At 66.4% G+C, this 13,064-nt stretch carries 14 protein-coding genes and 1 pseudogene; 12 read left to right on the top strand and 3 right to left on the bottom strand.

Annotation, left to right across the window (positions count from 1 at the left end; translation table 11 throughout):
• Positions 1 to 2 precede the first annotated feature (2 nt).
• Positions 3 to 1,796 carry an ABC transporter permease subunit gene (locus tag ACZ5BT_RS05960; protein WP_464885774.1) on the bottom strand — a complete coding sequence of 598 codons (1,794 nt, stop codon included), beginning with the start codon at positions 1,794 to 1,796 and terminating at the stop codon, positions 3 to 5.
• A 109-nt stretch (positions 1,797 to 1,905) separates the two neighbouring features.
• On the opposite strand from ACZ5BT_RS05960, the gene ubiE reads away from it, so the two are divergent.
• The 3 genes and pseudogenes from ubiE to ACZ5BT_RS05945 all read left to right on the top strand — a co-directional run.
• Positions 1,906 to 2,619 carry a bifunctional demethylmenaquinone methyltransferase/2-methoxy-6-polyprenyl-1,4-benzoquinol methylase UbiE gene (gene ubiE, locus ACZ5BT_RS05955; protein WP_464885685.1) on the top strand — a complete coding sequence of 238 codons (714 nt, stop codon included), beginning with the start codon at positions 1,906 to 1,908 and terminating at the stop codon, positions 2,617 to 2,619.
• A complete protein-coding gene (locus ACZ5BT_RS05950) occupies positions 2,606 to 3,109 on the top strand; it encodes a hypothetical protein (protein WP_464885684.1) in 504 nt (167 codons plus the stop codon). The genes ubiE and ACZ5BT_RS05950 overlap by 14 nt, the downstream gene beginning before the upstream one ends.
• Positions 3,106 to 3,807: pseudogene (locus ACZ5BT_RS05945) on the top strand (FAD-dependent oxidoreductase); the annotation flags it as partial. The gene ACZ5BT_RS05950 and the pseudogene ACZ5BT_RS05945, both read left to right, overlap by 4 nt.
• On the opposite strand, the gene ACZ5BT_RS05940 reads toward ACZ5BT_RS05945, so the two are convergent.
• The gene (locus ACZ5BT_RS05940; RefSeq protein WP_464885683.1) at positions 3,715 to 4,740 is read right to left on the bottom strand and encodes an A/G-specific adenine glycosylase; all 1,026 of its coding nucleotides are present in this window, start codon (positions 4,738 to 4,740) and stop codon (positions 3,715 to 3,717) included. The pseudogene ACZ5BT_RS05945 and the gene ACZ5BT_RS05940 sit on opposite strands and share 93 nt — an antisense overlap.
• Entirely contained in the window at positions 4,737 to 5,153 is a 417-nt protein-coding gene (locus ACZ5BT_RS05935) for a CoA-binding protein (protein ID WP_464885682.1), read from the bottom strand. Before ACZ5BT_RS05935 ends, ACZ5BT_RS05940 begins: the two co-directional genes overlap by 4 nt.
• 23 nt (positions 5,154 to 5,176) lie before the next feature.
• Here ACZ5BT_RS05935 and ACZ5BT_RS05930 point away from each other — a divergent pair, with 23 nt between their 5' ends.
• The 9 genes from ACZ5BT_RS05930 to ACZ5BT_RS05890 all read left to right on the top strand — a co-directional run bounded on the left by ACZ5BT_RS05930 (position 5,177) and on the right by ACZ5BT_RS05890 (position 12,940).
• Positions 5,177 to 5,791 (top strand): bioflim formation protein, encoded by a 615-nt coding sequence (locus tag ACZ5BT_RS05930; RefSeq protein ID WP_464885681.1) that lies wholly within the window; start codon positions 5,177 to 5,179, stop codon positions 5,789 to 5,791.
• A gap of 41 nt (positions 5,792 to 5,832) precedes the next feature.
• Entirely contained in the window at positions 5,833 to 6,654 is an 822-nt protein-coding gene (locus ACZ5BT_RS05925) for a carbohydrate ABC transporter permease (protein WP_464885773.1), read from the top strand.
• A complete protein-coding gene (locus tag ACZ5BT_RS05920; protein WP_464885680.1) occupies positions 6,651 to 7,421 on the top strand; it encodes a carbohydrate ABC transporter permease in 771 nt (256 codons plus the stop codon). Before ACZ5BT_RS05925 ends, ACZ5BT_RS05920 begins: the two co-directional genes overlap by 4 nt.
• A 4-nt stretch (positions 7,422 to 7,425) precedes the next feature.
• A complete protein-coding gene (locus tag ACZ5BT_RS05915; RefSeq protein ID WP_464885679.1) occupies positions 7,426 to 8,619 on the top strand; it encodes an ABC transporter substrate-binding protein in 1,194 nt (397 codons plus the stop codon).
• Positions 8,616 to 9,383, top strand: coding sequence for a sugar phosphate isomerase/epimerase family protein (locus tag ACZ5BT_RS05910; RefSeq protein ID WP_464885678.1), 768 nt, complete (start codon positions 8,616 to 8,618; stop codon positions 9,381 to 9,383). The genes ACZ5BT_RS05915 and ACZ5BT_RS05910 overlap by 4 nt, the downstream gene beginning before the upstream one ends.
• A gap of 101 nt (positions 9,384 to 9,484) precedes the next feature.
• Positions 9,485 to 10,561, top strand: coding sequence for a c-type cytochrome (locus tag ACZ5BT_RS05905; protein ID WP_464885677.1), 1,077 nt, complete (start codon positions 9,485 to 9,487; stop codon positions 10,559 to 10,561).
• Positions 10,562 to 10,577: 16 nt separating this feature from the next.
• A complete protein-coding gene (locus tag ACZ5BT_RS05900) occupies positions 10,578 to 11,060 on the top strand; it encodes a cytochrome C (RefSeq protein ID WP_464885676.1) in 483 nt (160 codons plus the stop codon).
• Positions 11,060 to 11,680, top strand: coding sequence for a QcrA and Rieske domain-containing protein (locus ACZ5BT_RS05895; RefSeq protein WP_464883655.1), 621 nt, complete (start codon positions 11,060 to 11,062; stop codon positions 11,678 to 11,680). Before ACZ5BT_RS05900 ends, ACZ5BT_RS05895 begins: the two co-directional genes overlap by 1 nt.
• 9 nt (positions 11,681 to 11,689) lie before the next feature.
• Positions 11,690 to 12,940: a cytochrome b gene (locus ACZ5BT_RS05890; RefSeq protein ID WP_464885675.1), complete on the top strand. Its 1,251-nt coding sequence runs from the start codon at positions 11,690 to 11,692 to the stop codon at positions 12,938 to 12,940.
• Positions 12,941 to 13,064 lie beyond the last annotated feature (124 nt).

Here is a 13,064-nt window from a genome sequence, read left to right as displayed (position 1 = left end):
GCCTATGCCTCCTCCCCTTCCCTCAACGCCTCAGCGGCGAGGAGCGGATCGGTGAAGTAGCGCGGGAGGAACCCGCCCGCGGCGATGAAGAGAACGATCAACGATTCAAGCACCAAAACCAGCTCCCGGCTGATTCCGAGCTGCAAATTGAGCTGCAACCCTCCGGTGAGGAGCACGCCGAAGAGGAAAGCGGCAAGGGTCACGCCGATCGGGGTGTTCTGCCCCATGAGGGCCACCGCGATGCCGTCGAAGCCGACGTTATAGGGGATCGACTGCTTGAGCCGGTATTCGTCGATACCCCCGCCGAGCACGTAGTGGGTGGCGGCCAGCCCGGCAAAGGCGCCGGCGATGGCCATGGTGAGCACCAGCTTGCTCGAAATCTTCACCCCCGCGTACTCCGCGGCCTTGGGCGCAAGCCCCACGGCCCGGAGCTCGTAGCCGTACTTGGTCCGCCACATGTAGAAGTTGTAGAAGGCCACGGCAAAAAGCGCGATCACGAAGGCGCCGTTGAGCCGCACCGAGGCCAGATCGGGCGACATGGTGGCGGGAATCCCGGGCAGAAAACCACCGAGGACGTAACCGCCCACGGCGGCCCCGAGCGCGTAGACCACCCGGCGCCCCAGCTCGAGCCGGCGCCCGAAGATGTAGTAGACGACGAGCATCAGCACCAGGGCCAGGGGCAGGGCCAGCGAGAGCTCTCCCGGCCCCGCGCCATCAAAGCCCAGCATTTTGTGGAGCATGGGGATCCGGGCCTCGGGGCGGATCTCGTAGCTCCTGGGCTCGTAGCCCGGGAACTTGAAGGGCAGGTAGACCTTTTGCCCGAAGAACGACCACTCGTTCTTGCTCAAAAGGAGCAGCATCGCCGAAAGGGCGATGTAGTTCATCATGATGGTGTTGATCACCTCGTGGGCGCCAAAACGCGCCTTGAGCCAGCCGGGGATCGCGCCCCAGATCGCCCCCCCGAGGGCGGCGGCGGCGATGGCCAGGGGCAGCACCAGGAAACGGGGACCGGGCAGGTAGACGCCGACCAGCATGGCGAAGATCGCCCCCATAATCAGCTGGCCCGGCGCCCCGATGTTGAAAAGCCCGGCCTTAAAGCCAAAGGCCACGCTGAGACCGGTGAAGATCAGGGGCGTGGCGATGAGCGCTGCCTGGAAGAGCCCCGAGAGCGAGAGCACGGGGCCAAAGAGGAGCTGGAAGGTGTAGGTGACCAGGTCCAGCTTGGCCACCAGGTAGCCATAGGTGGAAAGGGGTTCGCGCACCCCGGGGATGGGACGGAGCAGCCACACGATCGCCCCACCCACCACCATGGCCAGCACCATACTCACCGCCGGCACCACCACCCCCCGGTAGCGGACCAGGATCCGCTGCCCTCTCGGCTGGTTGAGCCGCGCGGTCACCAAAAGGAAAAGGGCGTAAAAGAGCTGGACGTAGAGACCGAACGACAGCGAGTAACGCCGGAGGGGCAGCCGCCTCGGACTAACCCCGCGCGCGAGCGCCTCGGCGTTGATCTCGGCGACAGCCTGGTAAAAGGGGTAGGCCTCGAGGCCAAAGAGCAAAAGCCCGAGACCGCCGAGCACATAGAGCCACCGGGCCCGCTTTTGGCCGCGGGTCAGGGTGTAGACGAGAACCGAGACCAGGGCCAAAACCGCCCACAGCGCGAACATGGTCCCAAGCCACCCCAACTCGGGCCATGGGCCCCGGGCGTTGCTCGGGTTGACCACGCCAAAGGGCGCGAGCAACACACCACGCCCGCCAAAAGCACGCTTGGCCACGAACCACGGCGAAATGGCCATGAGGGCCGCCGATGCCAGGGCGATGAGCGGAAAAAAGACGCGGTTCACGGGGGGTTATTGTAAGGCATGGCCCGGGACTTTCACCACGGGGCTTTATGATGAATAGGTTATGGATCCCGAAAGCCGCGATCCAGAAGCCGTACGGCGCATGTTCTCCGAAATCGCGCCGCGCTATGACCTGCTCAACCGACTCCTCTCCTTCGGAATCGATCGCCGCTGGCGGATGGCCGCGGTTCGCGAGGCCCTCGAGGACAACCCCCGCCGGCTGCTCGACGTCGCGACCGGGACCGGCGACGTCGCGCTCCTGGTCAAGGCGGTCTCGCCGGGGACCGAGGTCATCGGCATGGATTTCTCGCCCGAGATGATCGCCATCGCCCGACAAAAAGCCCGGCAAACGGGTTTTGCCGGACTCTACTTCGTCCCCGGCGACGCCATGGAGATGCAGTTTCCCGACGAATTCTTCCAGGCCCTCACCGTGGCCTTCGGATTTCGCAACTTTCACGACTACGAGCGGGGTCTCGCCGAGTTCTACCGCGTGCTCACCCCCGGGGGCCGGGCGGTGATCCTGGAGTTTCCGCCGCCTCCCGACGGCTGGTTCGGCCGTATCTACAAGGTCTATTTCGACCGCATCCTTCCCTTTTTGGGGGGGGTCATCTCGAAAAAACCCGAGGCCTACCGCTACCTCCCCGAAACCGTCGAGCGCTTCCCAAAACCCGAGGATTTCCGCAAAATGATGGAGGCGGCCGGCTTCCGGACGCGCTACCGCCTCCTCAGCGGGGGCATCGCGGCGATCTTCGTGGGTGTGAAGGATGCTCGAGGTTAACCCCCATCCGGCGCTCTTTTTCAGGAACGATTCGACCAACGCCACCGCCCTCAAGGCGCGGTTCGCCCTGGCGATGGCCCTGGCCCGCTCGCGCATCGTGGGGCGGGTGTACGAGAACGAAGCCGCGCGGGTGGTGCACGGCCAAGGCGGTCTGCTCATCGAAAGCAAGTCCCCCGTGAAGAGCTTTTTCGCCCACTTCGGGTCAGCGAGCGGCGCCTGGCTCCCGCCCAGCGAGGCGACGGCGCTGGCGCTTTGGGCCTTTGAGCAGCTCGAAGCCGGGGACGAGGGCTGGGGCATCGCCTCCTACGGCCGGGGACGCTTCCGCGTCGCGCTTCGCAGCCGGCACCAGGGCCGGGTGCACCGCGAACCCCCGCGCTTTCTGCGTGCCGAGTGGCCGAAACAGGGCCTGGCCATGATCGAGGTCCAGGGCGAGTACCTGCTCTTCCAGTACCCGAGGACACGACCCGTCCTCGGTCCGGTCCACGAATGATGATGGATACGCCAAACCGCTACGACGTCCTGGTGGTCGGGGCCGGCTTCGCCGGCTCGGAGGTCGCCCACCGCCTGGCGCAGAACGGGCTTCGGGTGGGGCTATTGACCCAGAGCCTGGACTCGCTCTTCTTGCCGGTGACCGAGATCAGCGACCCGCCGGCCGAGGGCACCCTGTTTGCCGAAGTGTACGAAGAAGGCCTGCCGCCGTTTTTGCTCCACGCCCGGGCCAAGTGGCGGCTGGAGTCGCTGGCGCCACGGCTCCACCTCTTCCAGGCCACAGCGACCCGCCTTCTCATCGAAGACGGGCGGGTGCTGGGGGTCGAGAGCTGGGAAGGTCCCGAATACCGGGCCCGGGTCACCGTGCTCGCGCTTGGGAGCTTCCTTGGGGCCAGGCTGAGGGTCGGCGAGATCGAGGAAGCGGCGGGGCGGCTCGGCGAGGCCGCCTACCCCGACTTCCACGCCCACCTCCGCGAGCTCGGGTTCCGCTTTGAGCCCAGCAGCCTGAGCGCGCCGCCGTTTAAGGGCGCCCCGGGCTACACGGTCCGCTTTGACCGCTTCGCCCCCGAGGAATGGGACCGAGAAAGTTGCAGGCTCACCCGCTTTTCAGGGCTTTTTGGCGTCGGGGTCTGCGTCCTGGGCCAGGGGGGCTACAGGGAGGTCAGCCTCGAGGGCACCCGCCTCGCCGAACGCCTCCTCGAATTTTTTCAGAATCTTCCGATCGAGGACGCTGAGCGGCTTTGAGGCCGCATCCTGGCCGGCGGCATCCACCCGCGCCCAGTAAACCCGAACCCGCATGTCCAGGTGGGTGAGGCCGTGGCGAACCTCACCGGCGAACGCGGCGCCGCTTAACCCGTACTCGCGGAGGAGCGCCCCGAGGTCCTCGCCCATGGGAACCCCGTAGAGCCCCGAGAAGCGCTTGCCCTCGCGTCGGACGAGCACCACCCCCTCGCGTCCCACGAGCACCAAGGCGAAAAGGTCGAGGGGTTTTTTCCTCGTGCGCCGGGGCAGGGGGAACCGCCCGGGGTCGAGTTTTCCCCGGCACCCCTTGACCAGCGGGCAACCGGCGCAGGCCGGCTTTTTCGGGGTGCATCGCGTGGCCCCGAGCTCGATGAGGGCCTGGTTCCACTCCCCCGGCGCTTCGGCATCCACCAGGGCCCCGGCGAGCCGCCAGAGCTCGGCCTCCCCCGGCGCGGTCAGGCCGTAGTAGCGGGCGAGCACCCGGCGCGCGTTCCCATCGACCGCGGGCACCGCTTCCCCGAAGGCGATCGAGGCCACGGCGCCCGCGGTGTAGGGTCCAAGGCCAGGGAGCCGGCGGAGCTCAGCGTAGGTTTCCGGGAGCACCCCGCCCGTCGCTCGTGCCAGGGCGTGCAGCTGGTGGGCCCGGCGGTAGTAGCCCGCCCCCTGCCAGAGCTCGAGCAGGGCCTCGAGCGGGGCCTCGCCCAACGCGGCCAGGGTGGGGAAGCGGGCCAAAATCCTGCGGTAAAAGGGAATCGCCCGCTGGACCTGGGTCTGCTGGAGGAGGACCTCCGCCAGCAAAATGGCGTAGGGGTCGCGCGTACGCCGCCAGGGAAGGTCCCGGCGGTTTTGCCGGTACCAGGCCAGGAGGGCCCGGCGCTCCCGATCGGTCATGCCCCGAAAAGGCGCCTGTGCTCGGCCAGCATGCAGCGATCCTGGACCACCGTGATGCCCCGGGCCATAAGCTCGGCCGCGACCTCGTCGTTGCGAATACCCAGTTGGAACCACACCACCTTGGGCGGGGGCCGCATGGCCAGGATGTCCTCGAGGTGCCCCGGGATCGCCTGGCTCGGCCGGAAGACGTCGACGATGTCCACGGGTTCGTCGATCGAGGCGAGGTCAGGTCGTACCGGCTCGCCAAAAAGCAGCTCGCCCGTGAACTTCGGGTTGACCGGGATGATCCGGTACCCCACCCCGGCAAGGTAGTCGGGCACGTAGGCCGCCGCCCGGGCAAGATCGCGGTGCGCGCCGAGCACGGCGACCACCCGGGCCGATTGCAGGATCGCTTTGAGCTCGGCGTCGCTCACGGAATCAAGTATAAATAGATATCATGTCAGTCCAACGTTCCCGTCGCTTTCGGATCGATGCGGGCCGTTTCCGGGGTCGCATCGCGTCTTTTGGGTTTTGGCGCCGCTTCAAGTTCATTCACCTCAGCTTCATGGGCATGCTGGCCTCGCTGGCCCTCGCCGCGCCGCCGGCCTACCCCGAAACGGCCATCGGCGCAACCTATCTGCCACCCGCGGGCGGGGGGCTTTGGCTCTCGACAACGCTTCCTGCGAGCCCGCTCGGGCTCGAAACCGGAGCCAGCCTCGAGCTCTTCAGCGAAGGCGGTGGCCTGGGTGGCCGGGCCGAGCTTGGCGCGCTCGTCTTCCCCGGCCTCACCCTCGGCGAGCACTTCGCCTCCGCCGGCGGCTTCATCCGTCTTCCCTTTGCCGCCTTCCAGCCCTCGGGCTTTGCCACCGGGCTGGTGGTGGGTCCCCGGGCCTCGCTGGAGCTTGCCAGCGGGCTCCCCCTGGTGCTGAGCGCCGAGGTCGGCGCGGGGTATTACCGGGGGCTCCACCTGGCCTGGGGCCTCGGGGCCCGGCTCTACGTCGAGCCGGTGGCCCTCGAGGTGACGAGCGACGAGCGGCTGCCCCTCGCGGTGCGCCTCCTCTTCCTGTGGTGAACAGAGCACACCGGCGCCCCCTTCCCGAGCTTGGCCGGACCCTGGGCAAAGCCCAAGGGGCGATCCCGGCGCTTTTGGTGCTGGGCGTGTTCTTCTTCTTCCCCTTCCTCGAGGTGATCCGCTTTTCCACCTGGCGCTGGTCGGGCCTTTCCCAGCCCACGCCGGTTGGCCTCGCCAACTACCGCGAGCTCTTCGCCGATCCGGTCTTCTTCCAAAGCGTCAAGGCCACGCTCATCTTCGCCGCCCTCACCCTGCCCGCGTTCCTCATCCTCTCGCTTTTGGTCGCCCTGGCGCTGGAGGGCCAGCGCTATGAGCGGGTGGTCAAGGGCATCCTCTTCCTCCCCGGGCTGGTCACGGTCGGGGCGGCCAGCACCTCCTGGTACACCCTTTTTGCCCCCGAATACGGGGCCCTGGCGAGCTTTTTGCCCATCCCCGCCTGGGATCAGGCGCCCTTTTGGGCCATGATCATGGTCGTTGCCTTCACCCTCTGGCGCTATCTGGGCTACGGCGTCCTGGTGGTCAGCGCCCACCTCAAATCGATCCCGCGGGCGGTGCTCGAGGCGGCGATGGTCGACGGCGCCTCGGGCCTCGAGGTCACCCGCTACGTGGTCCTGCCCCTCCTCCGACCGGCGGTGCTCTTCCTCACCGTGGTGGGGACGGTGCTCGCGCTGCAATCCTACGTGGCGGTGTTCCTGCTCACCCGGGGTGGACCCTACGGGGCGACGCGGGTGCTCGGCTACCTCATCTACGAGCTCGGCTTTGAAAACTTCCGTCTCGGTTACGCCGCCGCCGTCACCGTCGTCATGCTGGCGCTCACGGTGGCGGTGGCCTGGGCCCAGGGGCGTCTCTTGGAGGAACGATGAGACACGCCTTCGTCTGGGGCATCGTGGCGCTGGTGCTCCTGCCCTTCTTGTGGATGGCCTACGCCGCCTTTTTGCCCCCCGAGATCGTGTACTCCGGTGACCTCCGAAGCGGCATCGGCTTCACCTGGGAAAACATTCAAAAGCTCGCCCCCGAGGGGTTTTGGGGCCACCTCGGGTTTTCGCTCATCGCGAGCGGGGCCGCCGCCCTCTTGCAGCTGGCCACCGGCCTCCCCGCCGCCTACGCCCTTTGGAATGGCGCCCCGTTTTGGGGCCTTTTCCTCTTTACCCTGGCCATCCCCGCCGAGCTGCTCCTGGTCCCGCTCTACGGGGTGCTCCTGGGGCTGCGGTTGCTCGACTCGCCCTGGGCGCTGGTACTGCCCTTCGCCGCGAGCCCCTTCACCATCATGCTGATCTACCAGGGCCTGCGGGGGCTGCCCTTCACCCTGGTGGAGGCGGCCCGGATCGACGGCGCGGGCGAGGGGCGAATTCTCTTTGGCGTCGTGGCCCCGCTGCTGACGCCGAACCTCATCGCGGCCGGCGTTTTGGCCTTCGCCGCCCACTGGAACCTGGTGCTCTTCCCCCGGGTGGTGGTCGGAGAGCGGTTCTGGACGGTGCAGGTATGGATCGCCGACCTCGCCCGCCGCTACCCGGCCGACTGGGGGTTACTCTCGGCGGCGGCGCTGCTCTCCACGCTGCCGCTCGTTCTCATCTATCTGGTCTTCGAACGTAAAATCGTGGAGACGTTCGAAGGAAGCATAAAGGGGTGATGTGATGCGTGTACTCAGTTTTGTCATCGTCCTGCTCGGGCTGGCCTTCGCCCAGGTGGAAATCAGCTTCTGGCACGCAATGGACGGCCCCGCCGGCCGCCAGATCGAGGCCTTCGCCAAGGCCTTCAACCAAACCCAGAGCGACTACAAGGTAATACCCCGCTACGTGGGCGACTACCGCGAGGCGGAAACCCGCCTCATCGCCGCGCTGCGCACGGGAACCCAGCCGGTGCTCTACCAGGCCGAGATCGCCTTCTTCCCCCGGCTCGTGGCCGAGCACCTGGCGCTGCCGCTGCCGAGCGACCTCGGTCTTACCAAGGCCGAGATCGCGGATTTCTACCCGGCGGTCTGGGAATACGGCATTGTGGGCGGAACGCGCTACGGTCTGCCCTTGAACACCTCCACCCCGGTGCTTTACTTCAACGCCAGCGCCTTCAAAGCCAAAAAGCTCAGTCCCCCCACGACCTGGGAGGCCTTCGAAAAAGCCGCGGCCAAACTCTCGGACCGGCGGCGCAAGGGCTACATCGCGGTGCTTGAGTCGTGGACCTTTGAGGCCATGGTGACGAGCCGCGGGGGGAGCCTGGTCACCCCCGACGGGCGCCCCAACTTCGACAGCAAGGCGGCCATCGAGGCCCTTTCCATGCTGCACAGGATGGCGAGGCGCGGCGACCTCATCGCCCGCCGGCTGGCGGAGAGCCAGTTCGCGCTGCTCGACTTCGTCCGCACCAAGGGCATGATGGTCTTCGCCTCCATCGCCAACTGGCCGGCGGCCGAGAACTACTCCTTCGCCTTCGGCCTGGGGGTGGCCCCGGTGCCCCGCAGCCCCGGCGGCAAGGTGCCCATGGGCGGGGCCCAGCTGGTGGTGCTCAAAGGGGCGAGCGAGGCCCAGATCGAGGGAGCGCTCCGTTTTTGGCGTTTCATGATGCGCCCCGAGAACCTGGCCAAGTGGGTCGAGGCCAGCTACTACGTGCCCCTGCGCAAGAGCGCGCTGCCCTACCTGAAGGATTTCTACGCCGAAAACCCCTACCGAAAGGCCGCCTTCGAGCAGCTGGCCTACGCGGTGCCCCGGCCCCGGATCCCCGAGTTCGTGACCTGGCGCGTTTACCTCGAGGAAGCCCTGGAACGAAGCGTCAAGGGGGGCCTCGATCCCAGGAAAGCCCTCGAGGCCGCTCAGAAAAAGGCCCTGGAGGCACGATGAAATTCGGTTTCAGCCCCCTGGATGCCCGGATCCTCGACCTGGACGCCGCGCTCTCGCTCGCCGCCGAGCTGGGGATGAACCTCGAGCTCCCCTACGACTTCTTCGAAGCGGTCCCGGGCCTGCCCTCGCCCACCGCCATCCGCGAGATGGGCCGCACCTACGGCGTGGGCTTTACCGTGCACCTCCCCTTCGTCGACCTCAACCTGGCCTCGCTCTTTCCCAAAGCCTGGAACGCAGCCCTGGAGCGTACCCGCGATGGGCTCGCCTTCGCCGAGGCCCTGGGGGCCGAGGTCGCGGTGCTCCATAGCGGTCAGGTCCCTCTCCGTCATCCCATGATCACCTCCGCCGCCTGGCAAAAGCTGGAAGCGGCCCTCGAGGCCCTCAAACCCCTTCCCCTGCCGGTGGCGGTGGAGAACCTGGCCCTTGACGGCCGGGATCTCCTCGAGGGCCCGGAAGATCTCGCCCACCTCCTCGAACGACACCCCGACTACGGTTTTTGCCTCGACTTCAGCCACGCCTTCGTCGAGGGCGGCCTAAGCACGGTCGAAGCCTACCTCGAGCGCCTCGGAGACCGTCTCATCCACCTGCACATCAACGACACGCCCGGCGACCGCGACCGCCACCTCCCGGTCGGGGAAGGCCAGATCCCCTACCGGGCCCTGAGGCCGGCCAAGCTCCCGCCAACCGCCACCTTCGAGGTCCAGGGGGACGCCAGCGCGCTCAAGGCGTCCCTGGAAGCGATACGCCAAAGTTGGGACATTTGACCCGCCCGCCTTGACCTAGCTTGCGGGGGGTGCAGATGTCCACCCCATGGGCTTGCTATGCTTGTTTTTGGTGATGGCCAGTCGCCTTTGAAGGAGGGGCTATGAATCCACAGGTTGAACGGATTGAGGTCTACGTAGACGACGCGACCGAACCAGTTCAGGTGCTCACCAAGCCGCCGTTTCGAGTGCGCATCGACACCCGCACGCTTCCCGACGGCGAGCACACGCTCCGAATCGTGACCGTCTTCAAAAGCGGCGCCAAGGAGGAGCGGCGGCAGACCTTCTTCGTCGACAACCTCCCCGACGTCGCCCTCGAGGGCCTCGACGAGGACCAGCGGGTCAGCGGTGAGGTGACGTTCGACGTCAAGGTGGGCGAGTACCAGGCGCCGATCGAGCCCGGCCGGACCTCCCCCTGGCTCTACGTCGTGGCCACGGTGGTGGTGCTGTTTTTGGTCTGGCTCTTCTTCGCCGTGAGCCCTACCTCCGAGGAGATCGCCTCCCAGATGGCCCCGAGCGGCGGGGCCGCCGAGGAGAGCGTGGCCCAGGGCTCGGGAGCGCCGGTCGACCAGGCGCTCTTCGACAAAGGGAAGGATATCTACGCCCAAAGCTGCGCCGCCTGCCACCAGGCCAGCGGCGAGGGAGTCCCCGGCGCCTTCCCCGCCCTCAAAGGGAACAAGTTGCTCGGGGACCTCAAGGGCACGCTCACGATCATTACCGAGGGCAAGGGCGGCATGCCCGCGTTCAAGGACTTCTCGGATGAAGACCTCGCCGCACTCCTCACCTACATCCGCAACGACTTCGGCAACAGCTTCGGCGGCGTGAGCGTCGACGACGTGAAGGAAGCGCTCGGAAAAGGTGGCGGTGCCGCCGAAGCCGGAGGCGGCGCCGACCTCGCGGCGCTGATCAAAACCGGCGAGGAGGTCTACGCCCAAAACTGCGCCGCCTGCCACCAGGCCGGCGGCGAGGGTATCCCCGGCGCCTTCCCCGCCCTCAAGGGCAATCAGAACCTGAAGGACAAGAAACTGGTGATCGACCGGATCTTGAACGGCGCCGGTGCGATGCCGCCTTTCGGCAGCAGCCTGGATGACGCCCAGGTGGCGGCGGTCGCGACCTACCTGCGGGCCAAGCTCAACGATTTCGGCCCGGTGAGCGAATCCGACGTCAAAGCGGAACGCTAGGGGGTGAACGAGCGGCATGTACAGGAACGACACGGTTCTGCCCTTCTTCGCTATTCTTTTCTCAATCGCCCTCTTCTACGCCTTTCAGCTGGACGCGATTCACCTCGAGCGACTCGCGGGCGAAGCGAAGGAAGAGCTCACCCCGGGCCAGATCGGCTTGCTCGCCTTTAGCGCGGTCTTCCTGGTCTACGGGCTGATCGGTTACTTCTCCGCCTGGCTCGAGGGCGTCGAGCTCCGTCCCGGCCGCCATGTCCCCGAGCCCGGGGCCGCGGTGGCGGTGGTGAGCGTCCTGCTGGCGGTGGTGCTGGCGGGACTTTCTGGGTTTTTCGTCCGGCTCATCCTCCACCAGTTGACCGTGGGCCCGGTGAGCAGCGCGGCGCAGGGCGTGGTCTTTGGCAGCATCATGCTCGTAGCCGCGGTGTTGCTCGCGATCTACAAGAAGTACTACCTCGGCGATGAAGTCCTGATCGAAGACGAACATTCGGAGGTGCCCTGGTAATGTCGAAGAAGAACGTAACTTCCAGGCGGGCGGTCATTCAGGCGAGCCTCGGGGCCGGGTTGGGGCTGGCCGGCCTTTCCTCGCTCTTCATCGCCGGCGGCCTCCGCCCCAAGAAAGAGATCACGCCCGAATCCGAGCCGATCAAGGAAGGCGACACCTTCGTGATCGCCCAGGGCCCCGACAAAGGCAAGCCCGTCACCCTGGACACGCTCCCCCTGGGCGGGCCCTTCGTTCTCGCCTGGCCCATGGACCCCAAAACCAAGGTGGTCAAAAGCGGCGAGCGCAACAACCTCTCGATGATCATCCGCTTCAACCCCGACGAGTACGACGCCGAGACCAAAAAGAACTCGGACCAGGGGGTCATCGTCTACTCCGCCATCTGCACGCACCTGGGCTGCACCGTCAGCGACTGGCTCGCCGATCAGAAGATCTTCCTCTGCCCCTGCCATAAGGGCCTTTACGACCCGCGCCAAGGGGCCAAGGTGGTCGGTGGGCCGCCACCCCGGCCGCTCCCCATGCTCGTGACCAAGGTCTCGGGGGGCAAGGTCGTCGCCGGCAGCGGCTTCCTCTCCCCGGTGGGGCCGCTCGGCACGCTCGCCAGGAACAAGGCCCAGGTCTAGGAGGTCACCATGAGCGTCTACAAATGGCTTGACGAGCGCTTGGACCTCGGCAGACTCAACAAGAAGTTCATGCGCAAGGCGTTCCCGGTGCACCACTCCTTCTTCCTCGGCGAGATCACCCTCTTCGCCTTCATCGCCCTGGTGCTCACCGGTCTCTTCCTCACCTTCAACTACGAGCCCTCGGCCCGGATCATCAAATATCAGGGTGAAGATCTCCCAGCCGCCTACGCCTCGGTGCTCTACATCGACTCGCTGCCCTTTGGCAAGGTGATCCGCAGCGTGCACCACTGGTCGGCGCACATCATGATCGCGGCCGCCTTCCTCCACCTGCTGCGCATCCTGGTCACCGGGGCCTACAAGAAACCCCGGGAGATCAACTGGTACATTGGCCTGGGGCTTTTGGGCCTGGCGGTGGTCACCGCCTTCACCGGGTACTCGCTGCCCTACGACGCCTACGCCGTGACCGCCACCCAGATCGGCTACGGCATCGGGGCCTCGATCCCCTACGTCGGCCAGTGGATCTCGCAGGTGATGTTCGGAGGTGAGTTCCCGACCCTCCGTTCGCTGCCCCGGCTCTACTCGATCCACGTGGTGTGGCTGCCGCTGACCCTGCTGGCGCTCATCGGGCTCCACATGCTGATCATGATCAAGCAAAAGCACACCCAGCCGCGGTATGCCGAGAAGATCGCCCCCGGCAAGATTCTCGGCGTGCCGATGATGCCGATGCAGGCCGCGGTGATGGGCCTCCTTTTCCTCCTCTATCTGGGTGTGCTCTTCATCCTCGGCGGGGTGTTCATCGCTCACCCGATCGAGGCCTACGGGCCGCCCGGGGCCTCCACGCCAGCGGTGAAGCCCGACTGGTACTTCCTGTGGATCTACGGCATCCTGCAAATCATCCCCAACTCCTGGGTGATTCCGCTGCCCTGGGGGCAGGAACTCAACCCCGAGTTCATCGGCGGGGTGCTGATCCCCGGTATTTTGGGGATCGCAGCGGTGCTTTTGCCGCTCGTCGATGCCCGGAAGACCAAGATGCGCTACCTCGAGCTGCCGAGCCACCACCCCTTGCGCACCAGCGTGACCGTGGGCATCCTCTTCTTCTTCTTCGTGGGCACGCTCGCCGGGTGGAAGCAGGAACTGGGGCTCTCGAACGCCGTGCTCTGGACCATGCTCATCCTGATCCCCCTGGCCAGCGCGACCGTGACCTACATGCTCATGCGCTCGATCTACGGCAAGGGCGACCAGACCGAGACCGCGGGCTAAGGAGAAAAAGCCCTCGAGGCCGCCCGGAGATTCCGGGCGGCCGCCTTCGTTCCTTGACGAAAAGCCCGGCGGCAGTTATGGTGAACGCATAGAGCGGTTTGGATAATTGATTTTATCGCTGCTA

This window comes from Vulcanithermus mediatlanticus (assembly GCF_055385885.1).
The sequence above is the reverse complement of the archived record's forward strand: the minus strand, read 5'-3'. Positions and strand labels throughout refer to the sequence as shown.

Bases quoted from the DNA above. Each gene is read 5' to 3' on its own strand.
- ACZ5BT_RS05960 (WP_464885774.1), bottom strand. From the start codon at position 1,796: ATGGCCATTTCGCCGTGGTTCGTGGCCAAGCGTGCTTTTGGCGGGCGT.
- ubiE (WP_464885685.1), top strand. From the start codon at position 1,906: ATGGATCCCGAAAGCCGCGATCCAGAAGCCGTACGGCGCATGTTCTCC.
- ACZ5BT_RS05950 (WP_464885684.1), top strand. From the start codon at position 2,606: ATGCTCGAGGTTAACCCCCATCCGGCGCTCTTTTTCAGGAACGATTCG.
- ACZ5BT_RS05940 (WP_464885683.1), bottom strand. From the start codon at position 4,740: ATGACCGATCGGGAGCGCCGGGCCCTCCTGGCCTGGTACCGGCAAAAC.
- ACZ5BT_RS05930 (WP_464885681.1), top strand. From the start codon at position 5,177: ATGTCAGTCCAACGTTCCCGTCGCTTTCGGATCGATGCGGGCCGTTTC.
- ACZ5BT_RS05920 (WP_464885680.1), top strand. From the start codon at position 6,651: ATGAGACACGCCTTCGTCTGGGGCATCGTGGCGCTGGTGCTCCTGCCC.
- ACZ5BT_RS05915 (WP_464885679.1), top strand. From the start codon at position 7,426: ATGCGTGTACTCAGTTTTGTCATCGTCCTGCTCGGGCTGGCCTTCGCC.
- ACZ5BT_RS05910 (WP_464885678.1), top strand. From the start codon at position 8,616: ATGAAATTCGGTTTCAGCCCCCTGGATGCCCGGATCCTCGACCTGGAC.
- ACZ5BT_RS05905 (WP_464885677.1), top strand. From the start codon at position 9,485: ATGAATCCACAGGTTGAACGGATTGAGGTCTACGTAGACGACGCGACC.
- ACZ5BT_RS05900 (WP_464885676.1), top strand. From the start codon at position 10,578: ATGTACAGGAACGACACGGTTCTGCCCTTCTTCGCTATTCTTTTCTCA.
- ACZ5BT_RS05895 (WP_464883655.1), top strand. From the start codon at position 11,060: ATGTCGAAGAAGAACGTAACTTCCAGGCGGGCGGTCATTCAGGCGAGC.
- ACZ5BT_RS05890 (WP_464885675.1), top strand. From the start codon at position 11,690: ATGAGCGTCTACAAATGGCTTGACGAGCGCTTGGACCTCGGCAGACTC.